The following is a 14,517-nucleotide window of genomic DNA, read 5'->3' as shown; positions in this document are numbered from 1 at the left end:
GATATTCAGGATGAGTTTCTAAATACAAACTTGTTTTCACATCCCAATCACTAAGCAATGCACGACCAATTTCACGTTCTCTTCTTATCTGAGTATGTGAAACCTTTATTATGATAGGAAAACAAATTCATTAGAATCCGATTTTTTTAAAAGGAATTTGATAGTCATAGTTCAGTTGCATTTTCATTTTTTATATAAAATCTACTTGCATTTCACTTGCATTTTTGTTGCAAAAAGTTACTTTTTATGGTAGTAAATGAGTTGTAAATATAAAAAAGGAAAAGTATAAAAACAAGAAAACCCTTGATATACAAGGGTTTTAAGGTGTGGTCCCACCTGGGCTCGAACCAGGGACCACCTGATTATGAGTCAGGTGCTCTAACCAACTGAGCTATAGGACCGGCTACTTATCGTTAGCGAGTGCAATATTACAGTAGAAATTCTGAATTCGCAAGGCTTTTTTAAAGTTTTTTTGATTTTTATCTGATTTCCTGACACAGTTCTATCAGGACACCATTAGTGGTTTTAGGGTGTAAAAATGCAACTAATTTATTATCAGCACCTTTTTTAGGAATATCGTTTAAAATAATAAATCCTTCTCCTTTTAACCGTTCCATTTCAACAATAATATCTTCTACATCAAAAGCAATATGATGAATACCTTCTCCCTTTTTCGCTATAAATTTAGCGATAGGACTTTCTTCATTTGTCGCTTCCAGCAATTCAATTTTGTTAGGCCCGTTCATAAAAAAAGAAGTCTTCACTCCTTCAGATGCTACTTCTTCTTCTTTATAGGGAGCTGCTCCAAATAGTTTTTCAAATAAAGGATTTGAAGTTTCCAGACTTTTTACAGCAATACCGATATGCTCTATTTTTTTCATTTTAAATATATTTATAACAAAAACAAAGATAAGGATATCAGTATGAAATTTGTATTTTTGCACTATGGAAACAAACAGACAAAAAAAAATGGGTGCCTTATTGCAGGAAGATCTTGTAGATATTCTTCAGGGACAGGTACGAAAAAACGGTATTTCTAACTTGATCATCTCAGTATCAAAAGTTTCTGTAACAACGGACTTGTCCATTGCAAAAGTATATTTAAGTATTTTTCCGGTTGATAAAGGAGCTGAATTACTAAAAGCTATTCAGTCAAATGCTCCGCTGATCAAACATGATTTGGCACAGCGTGTAAAGAATCAGTTACGAAAAGTACCTAACCTGAGTTTTTATATCGATGACAGTCTTGATTACATTGAAAAAATTGATACAGCCTTAAAAGGAGAAGAAAACCCAATCGAAAACAGAGAGTTATTAATTCGAAGAAAGAAAAAATAATCCTTGAACACGACTTTTTACATAGCCAGAAGGTATGCTTTTAGTAAAAGCAAAACCAAAGCAATTAATATAATTTCAAGAATCGCAGCTCTTGGAATTATTGTCAGCAGCATGGCTTTGTTTGTCGTTTCATCTGTCTTCAGCGGACTCGAAGATTATTCTCTATCCTTTACAAATGCTATGGATCCGGATCTTATCGCATTACCTGAAAAAGGAAAATCCTTTTTGGTCAGTAAGGATCAGTTTTCCAGATTAGAAGTGATTGAAGATATTGAAGCACACGTGCCTGTTGTAGAAGAACGGGTTGTATTTACATTTAACAACAAACAGGTTGTAGCCGTTATCAAGGCTGTTGATTCTACTTATACTGACGTCACAGATATTAATACCGCCATATCCGCAGGCAACTGGCTTATGCCGCACACCAATCAGGCAGTTGTGGGAAATCTTTTAGCCGAATCTTTATCAATGGGGATGTATTCCAATGATAATCTGTTAGAAGTCCTTGCGATGAAACCCGGAGAAGGGATGATTTCTACACCAGACGAAGCTTATAACAAAATTCCTTTATACACATCAGGCATATATAGCTTGGGAAATATAGAAACCGATGCTAAATATATTTTTACTGACATTCATGTTGGACAGAGTTTGCTGAATTGGGAAAGCAATCGTTATTCGTCTCTTGAATTTAGGTTAAAAGAAACAGCACAAGAACAAAAAGTAATTAAGGAATTGCAATCTATTTTTGGCGACCAACTTATGTATAAAAACAGAGCTCAGATAAACGAAAGTCTGTTTAAAATGCTCAAAACAGAAAGCCTTGCTATTTACCTTATCTTTACACTGGTGATTATTGTGACCTTATTTTGTCTGACAGGCTCATTAATCATGATCATTCTGGAAAAACAACCTCATTTAAAAACCCTTTCAGACTTAGGATTATCTATTCGCTCCATTAAAAATATTTTTCTTTTTCAGGGTTTGATACTCGCTATTGGCGGTGCTATTTTTGGCTTGATATTAGGACTGTTCATCACTTATATACAACAGCATTATCCTATCATATATATCTCTGATAATCTGCCCTATCCCGTAAAAATAAGACAATACAATATAATAGTAGTTCTAAGTACACTCTTTATTTTAGGCTTCTTTGCTTCCCTATTGGCCTCCAGCAGAATTAATAAAAAATTCCTTCATCAGTAATAACAGTTAATAAGTAAAGAAAATTCATTAAAGTACTTGTATTAATGAAATTTTAATAATACTTTAGTTTCTTTTAAATTAATGGAGAAATTTCACATGAAAAAAATTTTTACTTTTCTATCTGTATTGATGTTATCGCTGACTGTATTTACAGCTTGTAATGACGATGACGCTAAATTGACCTATCCGGTAGATTCAAATGGAAATCCAATTATCCCTACGGATAATGACCCAATAGTAGAACCTGCACCAGATCAGCTGGTACTACACATCAGTTCATATGAAATTGCATTGGGTTCAACTGTAGAATTCACTTCTTTTCTTAATGGAGGAAATGTAACCGATTTGGCTACATATTATGTAAATAACGCACCTATTCAGGGCAGATACTATAAGCCTACTGCAAATGGTACCTATACTGTTGTAGCAAAATTACAAGGTGCTGCTGACAGTGCCCCAAGACAATTAATTGTAACAGGAGAAGGTCCGGAAGAACCGGGAGGTCCGATTATTGATATTGAGCCAGGAGAAGGTAATGTTGTTTTAAACGGTAATGAATATGTTGCCAACTACCATATCCTTGATTTTGTAGGGGTTTATTATACAGATGAAACACAAACGGATGTTGTTGCTGTTTGGGAATCGTATACGATAGACAACAATGATTTAAGCCAGTTAACAGTAGCAGCTGTTTACCGTTTTGACACACCTGCAGAAATCGTTAATAATGAAGGTGGTGCTACGTTTGAAATACCTACTGCGACTAACTCAACTTTAGAAGGAATAGTTGTCGCTGCAGCTGGAACAGAACAATTTGAAAATGTTTTAGCAACAGGCACCATAAAATATACTTCTATTGATGAACAGGCAGGGACTGTAGCATTTTCAGCAAACACAGCCTTTGGGGGCAACACTTTAGTAGTTACTTTTAATGGAAATGCCGGAATTGATTTAACACAGCAAAACCAACAAAACAGACCTGCAAAATCAGTTAGCAACAAAAGAAATTTTATCAAAATCAACAGAAACGAGATTAAGAACATTAAAACAATCCGTCCTATGAGTTTGAAAAATCTAAAACGATAATCCGCAAAGGATACAAAATTTATATATAACAACAGAGGCTGCCCGATATATCGTGACAGCCTCTGTTGTTTTTATTTATTCATCAGTTCATTCGTCCTGCGAATGGATTCAGCATCTTTATAATCAAGCCAGGATTGTCCCTTTCTCTTACGCATCCAGTTATCATAATAACGGATAACAGCTACATTAGCCAATCCTCTAAGCAGATTAGCCGGTCTTCCGGCAAGTGAGCGTAAACTCAATGAAAATCCGGGTGTCAGATATTTCATATAATGCCACCAACCCTCAGGCATGTATAACATTTCTCCATGCTGTAACTTAGTGATATAAGGCTTAATCATTTTAAGTGCCGGAAATTTTTCAAAGTCAGGATTATCAAAATCAATGTCCTCATTGCAAATCCATGAATAAGGAAGCCTGTACATATATTTAGTTTCCTTTGGATCAACAAGGACGCATTGCTTTTCTCCCTCAAAATGAATGTGGAAAATATTCGGAAAATCAATATCATAATGCATAAAAACTTTAGCATCCTGACCACCAAAGAAAACCAGAGGCAGACTTTTTATCAATCTCAGCCCTAATTGCGGCCATTTCATATCAGATTTCAATGAAGGTACATCTTTCATCAGATTATAGAGGAAAATACGCAAATCAGTTGGTCCTTTTTCCAGAATGTCTATATATTCAGACATCGTCATTGTGAAATCAGGTTCGTTTACTTTTTTGGTATAATCGGTTTTCCTACTATCATATAACGGAACGATCTTATCCCCTGCTACTTCTCTTAGAAATTGGAAATTCCATTTTGAAAAAGCAGGCCAATCTTCGATCTGATTTGTAATTACTACAGGTTTTTGAGGCTTATAATAGTTTTCGATAAACTCTTTTTTGGTAAGTTTTTCAACCCTCTCAATTTCTATATATTTAAAGGCCATATTTAAAAATGATAAGTTAAATTATAGTAGGTAAGTAAATCAATTTTATAATGATTCTAAATAATTATAACAACAAAAAGCATACCATAATCAATACACATAGTAACGTTGCCCTATTATTTGCATATAGACTCTACTTTCCTTAATAATAATTAAAAAAAAGCGACGAAATTACTTTCGTCGCTTTAAGTATTTATAATAATACGTTTTATATTATAACTCCAATGCCTTTTTAGGATCGTTATTCATCAATAATTCCGCAGGGTTTTCTAAAGCTTCTTTTACAGCCACCAAGAAACCTACAGACTCTCGTCCGTCAATGATTCTGTGATCGTATGATAAAGCAATATACATCATCGGGGCAATTACTATCTGACCATTTACAGCAACCGGGCGCTCAATTATATTGTGCATTCCAAGAATTCCTGATTGAGGAGGATTGATAATCGGAGTAGATAACATAGATCCAAATACACCACCATTGGTAATGGTAAACGTTCCGCCTGTCATTTCATCTACAGTAATCTGTCCGTCACGTGCTCTTGTTGCCAAGCGCTTGATTTCAGCCTCTATTCCTCTGAAAGAAAGTAATTCTGCATTGCGTACTACAGGTACCATTAAACCTTTTGGTCCAGAAACTGCAATAGAGATATCCGCAAAATCGAATTTAATCTGTTCCTGTCCGTCAATCATTGAATTCACATCCGGGAATAATTGTAATGCTCTTGTAACCGCTTTTGTAAAGAAAGACATAAATCCTAAAGAAGCACCGTGTTTAGCTTTAAATGCGTCTTTAAATTCGCTTCTTAGCTTGTTTACCTCAGTAAGATTTACTTCATTAAAAGTAGTCAGCATTGCAGTAGTATTTTTTGCTTCTACCAAACGTTCCGCTACTTTTCTACGCAACATAGACATTTTTTTACGCTCTGTCTCTCTTGGTCCCCCTGTTGGTGTTCCCATAGAAGGCACTGCATTGATAGCGTCTTCTTTAGTTACGCGACCGTCTTTACCGGTTCCTTTTACAGATGCCGACTCTATATTTTTTTCATCTAATATTTTCTTAGCTGCAGGAGAGGCAGTTCCCGTTGCATACGTTTCCGTTTTAGGAGCCTCTTCTTTTTTAGGTGCTTCTTCTTTTTTAGGTGCTTCTTCTTTTGCAGGTGCTTCAGCAGCCTTTTCTTCTTTCTGAGCCTCAGAATCTGTCTCACCAGATGGTTTTGCAGCACTTGTATCAATCAAACAAACAACCTGACCGACTGCAACCGCATCCCCTTCTTCTGCTTTTAAAGTAATAATCCCGCTTGCTTCTGCAGGCAATTCTAACGTAGCTTTATCAGAATCAACTTCAGCAATCGCCTGATCTTTCTCTACATAATCTCCGTCTTTTACTAACCAGGTTGCAATTTCTACTTCTGTAATTGATTCACCTGGTGATGGAACTTTCATTTCTAAGACACTCATCTGTATTTCTTTTAATATTGTTATTAGATTTATTATTTTAAGTCTTTATTAAAAACCATAGCAATGGCATGTGCATAACGTGCTTTTGAGCGTACCGAACTACCTGCAGCCGGAGCTGAAGCAGCAACCGGAGAAGCCAGACGCAATTTTACCAAATCAAAATTCATCAACATAAATCCGTAAGCACCCATATTTCTTGGTTCTTCCTGAGCCCATACATAATCATCCACATTCGGATAAGAGGCAATTATTTCTTTTAACTGCTCAACAGGCAATGGAAATAACTGTTCTAAACGAACAAAAGCGATATCCTCTCTTCCTGCTTTTTCTTTTTCTGCCTGTAAGTCATAATAAAATTTACCCGATACAAACACCAGTGTTTTTACTGATTTTTTATCCTCCACTTTAGGATCATCTATCACCATCTGGAATTCTTTACTTGTAAAATCTTCAATAGAAGAAGTTGCTTCCGGGTGGCGCAATAAGCTTTTTGGAGAAAAGACGATCAACGGTTTTCTAAAATCAGTAACCAACTGTCTTCTCAATAAATGAAAATGATTTGCGGGTGTAGTCGCGTTAGCAATATACATATTGTGAGAAGAACACAACTGTAGAAAACGCTCTAATCGTGCAGATGAATGTTCTGCTCCCTGATGTTCATAACCGTGAGGCAATAACATCACCAATCCGTTTTGATTTCCCCATTTATCTTCTCCAGCAGAAATATATTGATCTACCATAATCTGAGCTCCGTTGAAGAAATCTCCAAATTGAGCCTCCCATATAGTCAAAGCTTTTGGATTTGCTAATGCATATCCGTATTCAAAGCCTAAAACCGCATATTCTGATAATAAAGAGTTATAAATACGCATCTGCCCATTTTGAGATTTTAAATGGTTCAATGCAATGTATTCATCTTCTGTATCTTCTGATTTTACTACTGCGTGGCGGTGAGAAAAAGTCCCTCTCTGAACATCCTGTCCTGAAAAACGCACATCATACCCTTCTGAGATCAATGTTCCGTAAGCCAACAGCTCACCCATCGCCCAGTCTAATTTATCATTTTCAAAATACATCTTGTAACGATCACCTATAAGACGGGCTATTTTACTGATGTATTTTTTGTCTTCCGGTAATTTTGTAATTACTTCGGCAACGTCATCCAACAATTCTCTTGACACTTTTGTATCAAAAGTCTGCAACATTCTTTTGCTGTCAGCGATATTATATCCCTGCCATTCTTTCTGCATAAACGGAATAACAACTGCTTTTTGATTTGCTTTTGCTATTTCCAGATTTTCTTCAAGAATTGACTTGTATTTATCTTCCAAACCTTTTACATAATCCTGCGTAACCACTTTTTCTTCAAGCAATCTTGCATTGTATATATTTCGTGCATTTTCATGCTTTGAAATCAATTTATATAGAATAGGTTGTGTAAAACGTGGTTCATCTCCTTCATTGTGTCCGTATTTACGGTATCCTACCAAATCGATGAATACATCTTCTTTGAACTCCATTCTGTAAGCAAGGGCAAACAGAAAAGCACTGACAGCAGCTTCTGTATCATCAGCATTGACGTGTACCACCGGAGCTGACACTACTTTTGCAATGTCTGTAGAATATACACCTGAACGTGCATCTTTATTGCTGGTTGTAAATCCAACCTGATTATTCAATACTACATGTATTGTTCCTGCAGTCTGATATCCCCGAAGTTTAGACATCTGTACAATTTCATATACAATTCCCTGTCCGGCAATAGCGGCATCTCCATGCAAACAGACAGGCAATACTTTTGAGAACTGATCTGCAAAATATTTATCCTGTTTAGCACGGGCAACTCCTTCCAAAACAGCACCAACTGTTTCGAGATGGGACGGATTTGGCGCCAAGTTTAGCTGTACTTTTTGCCTGTATGAGTTATTTTTTCAGAAGTATATCCAAGATGATATTTTACATCTCCATCAAAAGAATCAGATACATCTGCATAATCTTTTCCATCAAATTCTGTAAAGATGTTTTGAGCCGGTTTTTGAAAAATATTAGCCAATACATTCAATCGCCCTCTGTGAGCCATTCCTAATACAACATCTTCAACTCCAGCATCCGCCGCTGCATCAATCATGGCATCTAATGCTGGAATTGTAGCTTCAAGCCCTTCCAAAGAAAAACGCTTTTGCCCTACATATTTAGTTTGAAAAAAATTCTCGAAAGCTGCTGCTTCTACTAATTTTTCCAGAATATATTTACGCTGTTCGGCATCAAATCCGTTAGCTTTTGATTCAAAATATTTTGCTACCCAGTTTCTTTTTTCATCATTTGGTATGTACACAAACTCAACTCCTGTAGAAGCGCAGTAAACTTTATCCAGATGATTGATGATCTCCTGTAGTGTACTTGTTGGTAACTGAATTGATTTGGCTGCATCAAATTTAGTATTCAGATCTGCCTGAGACAATCCGAATTTTTCAATCGAAAGATCCGGTGCTGTTACATTTCGCTCTCTAAGTGGATTTGTTTTAGTCAACAGATGTCCGCTTGTACGGTATGCATCGATCAGCTTTAGTACTGCAAACTCTTTTTGAAGATTTTGAATCGCCAGAGATGAAGATCCGTTATCTGCACTATTATCAGAAAAACCTGAACCATCACTGTATTCGTTTGCAAAATCGAACCCTTGAAAAAAACTTCTCCAGCTTGGCTCTACACTGTCAGGACTTACTAAGTACTGATCGTATAATTCTGCGAAAAATGCGGTATGTGCCGCGTTTAAAAAGGAAAACCTATCCATAATTTTGTCTAAAGACCTTTTTGTTTAAAAAAATTTTCCTACAAAAATACGATACTTTATGAAAATTAAACAATCTTTTACTGAGTTTTGTTATATTATTTTTCAGAATTAAGAGCCAGCAAAACATGAAATCCTCTTTTTTTAACAGTTATATTGTTTTTTACACTTTTTTACTCCGAATTTATAGCTCTGAACGTATATATAAGGTTTTTTTTTTACATGATTTGTAAAAAAAGATGTTTACAAATCATCATAAACTTGCTTAAATCCAACACAATATCCTCAAAACAGTTATTTTTCTCAAATACAAAACGATTTAAATATTTGTAGTAAATTTACACTTGTTCTTCTGATAAAAACAATGATATCTTTTGGTTAATGTATTCATAAATTATTCTTTTATGCATCCAAATAAGAAGGATTACTATTCAATTTTAGTATTTTAGCTTTTTAAAACGACTCTTTTATGAAACAACTCCTATTCTCGTGTTTAATTTCCACCGGTTTTCTATTATCTGGCGTTACCGCAAATAGTCAAAATGAAGATCGAAACTATGATTTCGACAACAGCTATAAAAACTATTTTTGGAGAAATGTTCGCTTTGGAGGAGGACTTGGACTGAGTTTTGGTGACGGTTTTGCAGATGTGATGGTCGCACCCAGTGCTATTTATCAATTTAACAACCAATTTGCAGTAGGTACCGGATTACAGTTTAATTATTTAAAATCAAAAGGATACTACGAAAGTCTCTCATACGGAATTAATGTTATCGGACTCTATAATCCCATTCCTGAAATTCAACTTTCTGCTGAAGTTGAACAGTTAAGAGTAAACAATACCTATGATGTGTATTATACAGACATATGGAGAAGAGACCGAATGGAAGATAATTTCTGGAATACCGCTATCTTTTTAGGAGCCGGATATTCTATGAACGGACTTACAGTTGGTGTACGCTATAATATCCTTTATGATAAAGATAATTTTGTTTATAATCAGGCATGGATGCCATTTATAAGATTTTATTTCTAAGATAAACCTTCTGAAATTCTCTCTTGAGGATAAGAAAAGTAACTACCGAAAGTAAGTTTTCGGTAGTAGTACTTAAATATTGCTCTACTTCAATTTCAGGAACATCAACCAAATAAAGAAGTGTACTGATTTTAGATGCATCTCTATGGATAATTTCTTTCAGAGCTATTTCTACATTTACAACAATTTCATGAACTGTTGCTTCTAAAGGGACAGCTTCTATTTGTGTTGCTCTGTAAAAATCTTTATTTATCTGATCTATCAGCTGTTTTATAAAGTGAGGTTCAACTAATTTTTCTTTTAAAAACGCAACCGATTGTTCCATTACACTTTGCGATCCATTAAATTAAGAGCAAATGTTCGCAACTCTTCTTTATGGGTGTTTTCTATGTTTAAACTTTCCAAAACTTCTAACGCTCTTTGTGTATAATCTTTAATTTGCTGCTGAATTTCTACAGTTGCTTTCGTATTTTCAAAAATATTTTTCACAATGCTTATTTTTTCTTCTTCAGGGACATCAGTTACAGAAAACAATTCCAACAATCGTTCTTTTTCCTCTTTAGTTCCTTTTATCAACGCCATGAGGTAGAGATATGTTTTCTTGTTTTCCAGAATATCCCCTCCTATTTTTTTACCAAAAGTAGCCATATCCCCAAAAGCATCAAGATAATCATCCTGTAGCTGAAAAGCAATGCCAAGCCAACGGCCAAAATCATAGATTCTTTTCTTATTATCTTCAGATGTTTCGGCAACTATAGCCCCCATTTGCAAAGCTGCTCCAACCAAAACAGCCGTCTTATACTCAATCATGGTAATATACTCATCGATTGACACATCGTTTCTCTCTTCAAAATTAATATCCATTTGCTGTCCTTCACAAACTTCCAATGCTGTTTTACTGAAAAGCTTTGCCAATTCTTTAAAGATAACTGGTTCATAGTTTTCAAAATACTGATAGGCTAAAATCAACATCGCATCCCCTGAAAGAATACCTGTGTTCACATTCCATTTTTCATGTACCGTCTGATGCCCTCTTCTCAAAGGTGCGTCATCCATAATATCATCATGAATCAAAGAAAAATTATGAAACAATTCAATAGCACTTGCTGCATGAATGGCTTTTTGATAATCACTTCCAAAAATCTCTGCTGCAAATAAGGTTAGTACCGGACGCAACTGTTTACCACCTAAAGACAAAATATATTTTATCGGGTCATACAATTCATCGGGTTTTTTATTTATTTGAAGATTTTCAATATAGTCCGCTATTATCTCTTTATATCCTGAAATGGTTCGCATTTGATTTTATTATATTTAAAAAGAAAGACAAATGTAAACCAATTTTACGAATTGGTTAATTTTTTAAAAAAACTTTGGAAACTTTTTTGGTTTTAAAAGTTTCCTGACTACATTTGCAGTCGAAATTAGAAACAAAATGGAAAATCAGATTTTACAAAAATCATCCGAATTGTTCATCCACAGAGGATTCAGAGCAGTAACAATGGATGATATAGCAAAAGAAATGGGGATTTCCAAGAAGACAATCTACCTGCATTATCAGTCAAAACCTGATTTGGTAGAAGCCTCTGTTGAATATTTTTATGATGTGGCATTGGGAAAGGTTGAAAAAATTATTGAAAACAGTGATGATGTAATCAGTGAGCTTTTTGACGTAAGGTCGGCTTTTAAAAATATTTTGTCCCCCGAATTGCAAACCCGCTTGATGTACGAACTCATTAAGTACTATCCTAAAGTAACGGAAAAATTAAATCAGAAAAGATATGAGCAATTCGATGAAACTATCCTCGAAAACTTAAGAAGAGGATTAGAAACCGGCTACTACAGAAAAGAGATTGATATAGAATTGGTAGGCAGGTTTTTCTTTGTGACTACGGCAAATCTATGCGATGAAAAGCTTTTTCCGGTCGAGGTTTTTCCCTTAGAAAAAGTGGATGCAGAATTTCTGGAATATCATTTAAGAGCTATAGTTACTGAAAAAGGATTGAAAAAATTAGAGCAAATATTAAATAAATAACGTCCCATTCAATGAAATACAAATTAACCATTCTTGCCACACTATTGTTAGGAGTGTTTGCGCAAGCTCAAGAGCAACTGAGTCTTAAAGATGCTATTGAATACGCTTTGGCCAATAAAGCAGATGCTGTCAAAGCAAAGCTCGACATACAAAACAGTGAGCATAAAATTGCTGAAGTACGTGCTATGGCATTACCCCAAATCACTGTTTCCGGGGATCTAACATACAATGCGATACTCCAGAAAAGTGCTTTACCCGGAGATATTCTTGGACAACCAGGTACAACAATTTTAGTACCGTTCGGGCAGCCCTGGCAATCAACTGCATCGGCTAATCTGGATCAGCAAATTTTTAATCAGGCCGTTTTTACAGGGTTAAAGGCTGCCAGAACTACCAGAGAGTTTTATCAGATTAATAACACACTAACAGAAGAGCAGGTAATTGATCCAATCTTGACTGTCTCGTTTTTTCTTGCTTTGCTGACATAATCCAGTGTACCATTACCTTTCTATAAGAAGGCGGCTGTTGCTTAAAAAAATCCCATGCCAATATATTTTTTTTAAACTGATTTTCATATTGTGCTGCCAAAGCCACTGATTCGGTTTCATGAGAATATATACCCGATTTATCTTCTGTTCTCAAAGCAAATGCTTTTTCACCTTGTGGCAGCATACGTCCATTTTTCCGAAGTTCTTCTACCTTTTTGATATTGACAGCACTCCAGATGCTGTTTTTCTTTCTCGGTGTAAAACGAATACAATAACGCGCTGCATCAATAGATTTCCGCACCCCGTCTATCCATCCGAAACACAAGGCTTCATCAACGGATTCAGACCAGGTCATGGATTCTTTTTTGGTACTGACTTTATAATAGCCAACTACTAATTCTGTTTCTTTCAGATGATTGTTTTCTAACCATACTCTAAACTCTTTTGGAGTGGCAAAAAAGATAGCTTCCATTACATAATATTGTTTACATATTAAATTTCCAGTGCTGAGCGAAATCCTCTTGCGGCGTAATAAGAAGAAGCTCCGTTGTGATATACAAAAACCGTATTGTATCTGCGATCTGCAAAAAGAGCTCCTCCAAGTTCTCTGATAGCAGCAGGAGTTGCTATCCAGCTAGATGTTTTTAAATCCACTTCACCTGTTGACTGCAATAGACGATATTCCTGTTCTGTCAGCATACGCACACCCATTGCAGCGGCCATACTCATAGCATCGTCATGTGGTTTGTGCTCTTTTCTGGAATCCAGTGCTTCACGGTCAAAGCAAACACTTCTGCGCCCTTTCGGGCTTTCAGCAGCACAATCCATAAAGGTATAGGTATCCGACTTTTTATCATATTGGACAACATCAGGTTCACCTCCCGTTTTCTCCATTTCATTCAATGACCAGAGTTTCTCTGTATTCGTTTCAAGTTTACTCTGTATTGCTGCCCATTTTATTTCTTCATGCCGATTCATGTTTTGATTAAAACGGGCTTTTAAAATTTTGAGAATTTGGGTCGTTTCCTCAGCAGACAATTGCTTGTGATGATTATTTGCCATCTTTATTATTTTTGGTTATAAAAAATGTTTGTTTTGAGTACTTTTTTTCAAAAAATTTTACGCACCTCATCTTACCCGTTCAGCAACTTATGCTTTTTAATAGGAATTCCTTTTCTGATAAGCCGGGCATGGTACGAACTGGGAATGTCATTCTGCCATTGAGGCAGTAGTAAGACAATAAGAATAACATCAAGCTGCGAGAAAATTCCCCAATAAATCATGAGTTGCATCGGAAGTCCTGCATATTCAAATCCGATTAGAGAAACACAGGCAATAAACAATATAATACCCCATATTTTAGATAGAAAAGCATGAGTGCAGGTTTCCTTTCCAAATCGTATAAAGCTTATTAGATAACATAGAGCCTCCATACCAAGCAGTGCAATAATACCGGCTTTATGCATTTTCATGAGTTCCGGATTGAGTATAAAACAACTGACACCTATTGCAAGCCAAAATACCATATCTACCTGACTGTCCATACGGCGTAACCCCACGGTTGATATTTGCTGCTTCCTCGCAATAATACCGTCAAAGATATCAGATATAAGTCCCAGAAACATTAATATTAAAATCAGAATTCTGGAAGCATCTCCAAGCTGATAAGCAAAAAAAATAATTAACGGAGCCAATAACAGCCGGAAAAGAATAAGCAGGTGCGGGATTTTCATATATACTGTTTTTTTGGATGTACTCAAATATACATAAAATAGTAATACTCATTTTGTCTGCTTAAATTTCAAATTCAATCAAACTTTTTCATATTTACCAAAATAACATTTTTATATATTTTTAACTTTTTATTAAAAAAATATTCAGTTGAAGAAATCCTCATTATACTTATAAAATATAGGAACACCACCTATAAACAAAAACACTAAAGCATTCAATTAATAAACTTTAACATTTTATATTTTATTTTATGTTAATATTTTATACTTTTACAAAACCCGAAACACATGTCAACAAAAAAAACAGATGAAGTAATGTCAAATTACCTCTTCTCTATTTTGATTTATCTTTAACTAATATCTAAAAACTTTATTATGAAAAAGTTCTAATTTTGTTAATGA

The 14,517-nt window shown here is 35.3% G+C and carries 14 protein-coding genes, 1 tRNA gene and 1 pseudogene; 6 read left to right on the top strand and 10 right to left on the bottom strand.

What is annotated here, in order from left to right; translation table 11 throughout:
• Nucleotides 1-327: 327 nt before the first annotated feature.
• Together QW060_RS18795 and mce are read right to left on the bottom strand one after the other, a co-directional pair.
• A tRNA-Ile gene (locus tag QW060_RS18795) sits at nucleotides 328-401 on the bottom strand.
• A 78-nt stretch (nucleotides 402-479) separates the two neighbouring features.
• The gene (mce, locus tag QW060_RS18790; protein WP_290364033.1) at nucleotides 480-881 is read right to left on the bottom strand and encodes a methylmalonyl-CoA epimerase; all 402 of its coding nucleotides are present in this window, start codon (nucleotides 879-881) and stop codon (nucleotides 480-482) included.
• A 64-nt stretch (nucleotides 882-945) separates the two neighbouring features.
• On the opposite strand from mce, the gene rbfA reads away from it, so the two are divergent.
• The 3 genes from rbfA to QW060_RS18775 all read left to right on the top strand — a co-directional run bounded on the left by rbfA (nucleotide 946) and on the right by QW060_RS18775 (nucleotide 3,633).
• Nucleotides 946-1,338 (top strand): 30S ribosome-binding factor RbfA, encoded by a 393-nt coding sequence (gene rbfA, locus QW060_RS18785; RefSeq protein ID WP_290364034.1) that lies wholly within the window; start codon nucleotides 946-948, stop codon nucleotides 1,336-1,338.
• Between the two features lie 3 nt (nucleotides 1,339-1,341).
• Entirely contained in the window at nucleotides 1,342-2,547 is a 1,206-nt protein-coding gene (locus QW060_RS18780) for an ABC transporter permease (protein ID WP_290364035.1), read from the top strand.
• An 81-nt stretch (nucleotides 2,548-2,628) separates the two neighbouring features.
• Entirely contained in the window at nucleotides 2,629-3,633 is a 1,005-nt protein-coding gene (locus QW060_RS18775; RefSeq protein ID WP_290364036.1) for a hypothetical protein, read from the top strand.
• 71 nt (nucleotides 3,634-3,704) lie between these two features.
• On the opposite strand, the gene QW060_RS18770 is transcribed toward QW060_RS18775, so the two are convergent.
• From QW060_RS18770 to QW060_RS18760, 3 genes and pseudogenes are all read right to left on the bottom strand, one after another.
• Entirely contained in the window at nucleotides 3,705-4,571 is an 867-nt protein-coding gene (locus QW060_RS18770) for a cupin-like domain-containing protein (protein ID WP_290364037.1), read from the bottom strand.
• Nucleotides 4,572-4,784: 213 nt separating this feature from the next.
• The gene (odhB, locus tag QW060_RS18765) at nucleotides 4,785-6,032 is read right to left on the bottom strand and encodes a 2-oxoglutarate dehydrogenase complex dihydrolipoyllysine-residue succinyltransferase (RefSeq protein ID WP_290364038.1); all 1,248 of its coding nucleotides are present in this window, start codon (nucleotides 6,030-6,032) and stop codon (nucleotides 4,785-4,787) included.
• A gap of 32 nt (nucleotides 6,033-6,064) precedes the next feature.
• Nucleotides 6,065-8,826, bottom strand: a pseudogene (locus QW060_RS18760) (2-oxoglutarate dehydrogenase E1 component).
• Nucleotides 8,827-9,292: 466 nt separating this feature from the next.
• On the opposite strand from QW060_RS18760, the gene QW060_RS18755 reads away from it, so the two are divergent.
• Nucleotides 9,293-9,859: a hypothetical protein gene (locus QW060_RS18755; protein WP_290364040.1), complete on the top strand. Its 567-nt coding sequence runs from the start codon at nucleotides 9,293-9,295 to the stop codon at nucleotides 9,857-9,859.
• On the opposite strand, the gene QW060_RS18750 is transcribed toward QW060_RS18755, so the two are convergent.
• Together QW060_RS18750 and QW060_RS18745 are read right to left on the bottom strand one after the other, a co-directional pair.
• Nucleotides 9,840-10,184, bottom strand: coding sequence for a hypothetical protein (locus tag QW060_RS18750; protein ID WP_290364041.1), 345 nt, complete (start codon nucleotides 10,182-10,184; stop codon nucleotides 9,840-9,842). The two genes, QW060_RS18755 and QW060_RS18750, sit on opposite strands and share 20 nt — an antisense overlap.
• The gene (locus tag QW060_RS18745) at nucleotides 10,184-11,158 is read right to left on the bottom strand and encodes a polyprenyl synthetase family protein (protein WP_290364042.1); all 975 of its coding nucleotides are present in this window, start codon (nucleotides 11,156-11,158) and stop codon (nucleotides 10,184-10,186) included. Before QW060_RS18745 ends, QW060_RS18750 begins: the two co-directional genes overlap by 1 nt.
• Before the next feature lie 136 nt (nucleotides 11,159-11,294).
• Between QW060_RS18745 and QW060_RS18740 the strand changes: the two genes are divergently transcribed.
• Nucleotides 11,295-11,894: a TetR/AcrR family transcriptional regulator gene (locus QW060_RS18740; protein ID WP_290364043.1), complete on the top strand. Its 600-nt coding sequence runs from the start codon at nucleotides 11,295-11,297 to the stop codon at nucleotides 11,892-11,894.
• 11 nt (nucleotides 11,895-11,905) lie between these two features.
• Complete coding sequence (locus QW060_RS18735) at nucleotides 11,906-12,382, top strand: TolC family protein (RefSeq protein ID WP_290364916.1); 477 nt, start codon at nucleotides 11,906-11,908, stop codon at nucleotides 12,380-12,382.
• Here QW060_RS18735 and QW060_RS18730 read toward each other — a convergent pair.
• The 3 genes from QW060_RS18730 to QW060_RS18720 form a co-directional block, all read right to left on the bottom strand.
• Nucleotides 12,306-12,854 (bottom strand): YdeI/OmpD-associated family protein, encoded by a 549-nt coding sequence (locus tag QW060_RS18730; RefSeq protein WP_290364915.1) that lies wholly within the window; start codon nucleotides 12,852-12,854, stop codon nucleotides 12,306-12,308. The two genes, QW060_RS18735 and QW060_RS18730, sit on opposite strands and share 77 nt — an antisense overlap.
• 20 nt (nucleotides 12,855-12,874) lie before the next feature.
• Entirely contained in the window at nucleotides 12,875-13,444 is a 570-nt protein-coding gene (locus tag QW060_RS18725; RefSeq protein WP_290361990.1) for a DUF4256 domain-containing protein, read from the bottom strand.
• Between the two features lie 71 nt (nucleotides 13,445-13,515).
• Nucleotides 13,516-14,115 (bottom strand): CDP-alcohol phosphatidyltransferase family protein, encoded by a 600-nt coding sequence (locus QW060_RS18720; RefSeq protein WP_290361989.1) that lies wholly within the window; start codon nucleotides 14,113-14,115, stop codon nucleotides 13,516-13,518.
• Between the last annotated feature and the right edge of the window lie 402 nt (nucleotides 14,116-14,517).

This window comes from Paenimyroides ceti, assembly GCF_030409925.1.
The sequence above is the reverse complement of the archived record's forward strand: the minus strand, read 5'-3'. Positions and strand labels throughout refer to the sequence as shown.

What these genes read in the sequence shown, in the direction of transcription:
- mce (WP_290364033.1), bottom strand. Translation starts at nt 881, where the DNA reads ATGAAAAAAATAGAGCATATCGGTATTGCTGTAAAAAGTCTGGAAACT.
- rbfA (WP_290364034.1), top strand. Translation starts at nt 946, where the DNA reads ATGGAAACAAACAGACAAAAAAAAATGGGTGCCTTATTGCAGGAAGAT.
- QW060_RS18775 (WP_290364036.1), top strand. Translation starts at nt 2,629, where the DNA reads ATGGAGAAATTTCACATGAAAAAAATTTTTACTTTTCTATCTGTATTG.
- QW060_RS18770 (WP_290364037.1), bottom strand. Translation starts at nt 4,571, where the DNA reads ATGGCCTTTAAATATATAGAAATTGAGAGGGTTGAAAAACTTACCAAA.
- odhB (WP_290364038.1), bottom strand. Translation starts at nt 6,032, where the DNA reads ATGAGTGTCTTAGAAATGAAAGTTCCATCACCAGGTGAATCAATTACA.
- QW060_RS18755 (WP_290364040.1), top strand. Translation starts at nt 9,293, where the DNA reads ATGAAACAACTCCTATTCTCGTGTTTAATTTCCACCGGTTTTCTATTA.
- QW060_RS18750 (WP_290364041.1), bottom strand. Translation starts at nt 10,184, where the DNA reads ATGGAACAATCGGTTGCGTTTTTAAAAGAAAAATTAGTTGAACCTCAC.
- QW060_RS18745 (WP_290364042.1), bottom strand. Translation starts at nt 11,158, where the DNA reads ATGCGAACCATTTCAGGATATAAAGAGATAATAGCGGACTATATTGAA.
- QW060_RS18740 (WP_290364043.1), top strand. Translation starts at nt 11,295, where the DNA reads ATGGAAAATCAGATTTTACAAAAATCATCCGAATTGTTCATCCACAGA.
- QW060_RS18735 (WP_290364916.1), top strand. Translation starts at nt 11,906, where the DNA reads ATGAAATACAAATTAACCATTCTTGCCACACTATTGTTAGGAGTGTTT.
- QW060_RS18730 (WP_290364915.1), bottom strand. Translation starts at nt 12,854, where the DNA reads ATGGAAGCTATCTTTTTTGCCACTCCAAAAGAGTTTAGAGTATGGTTA.
- QW060_RS18725 (WP_290361990.1), bottom strand. Translation starts at nt 13,444, where the DNA reads ATGGCAAATAATCATCACAAGCAATTGTCTGCTGAGGAAACGACCCAA.
- QW060_RS18720 (WP_290361989.1), bottom strand. Translation starts at nt 14,115, where the DNA reads ATGAAAATCCCGCACCTGCTTATTCTTTTCCGGCTGTTATTGGCTCCG.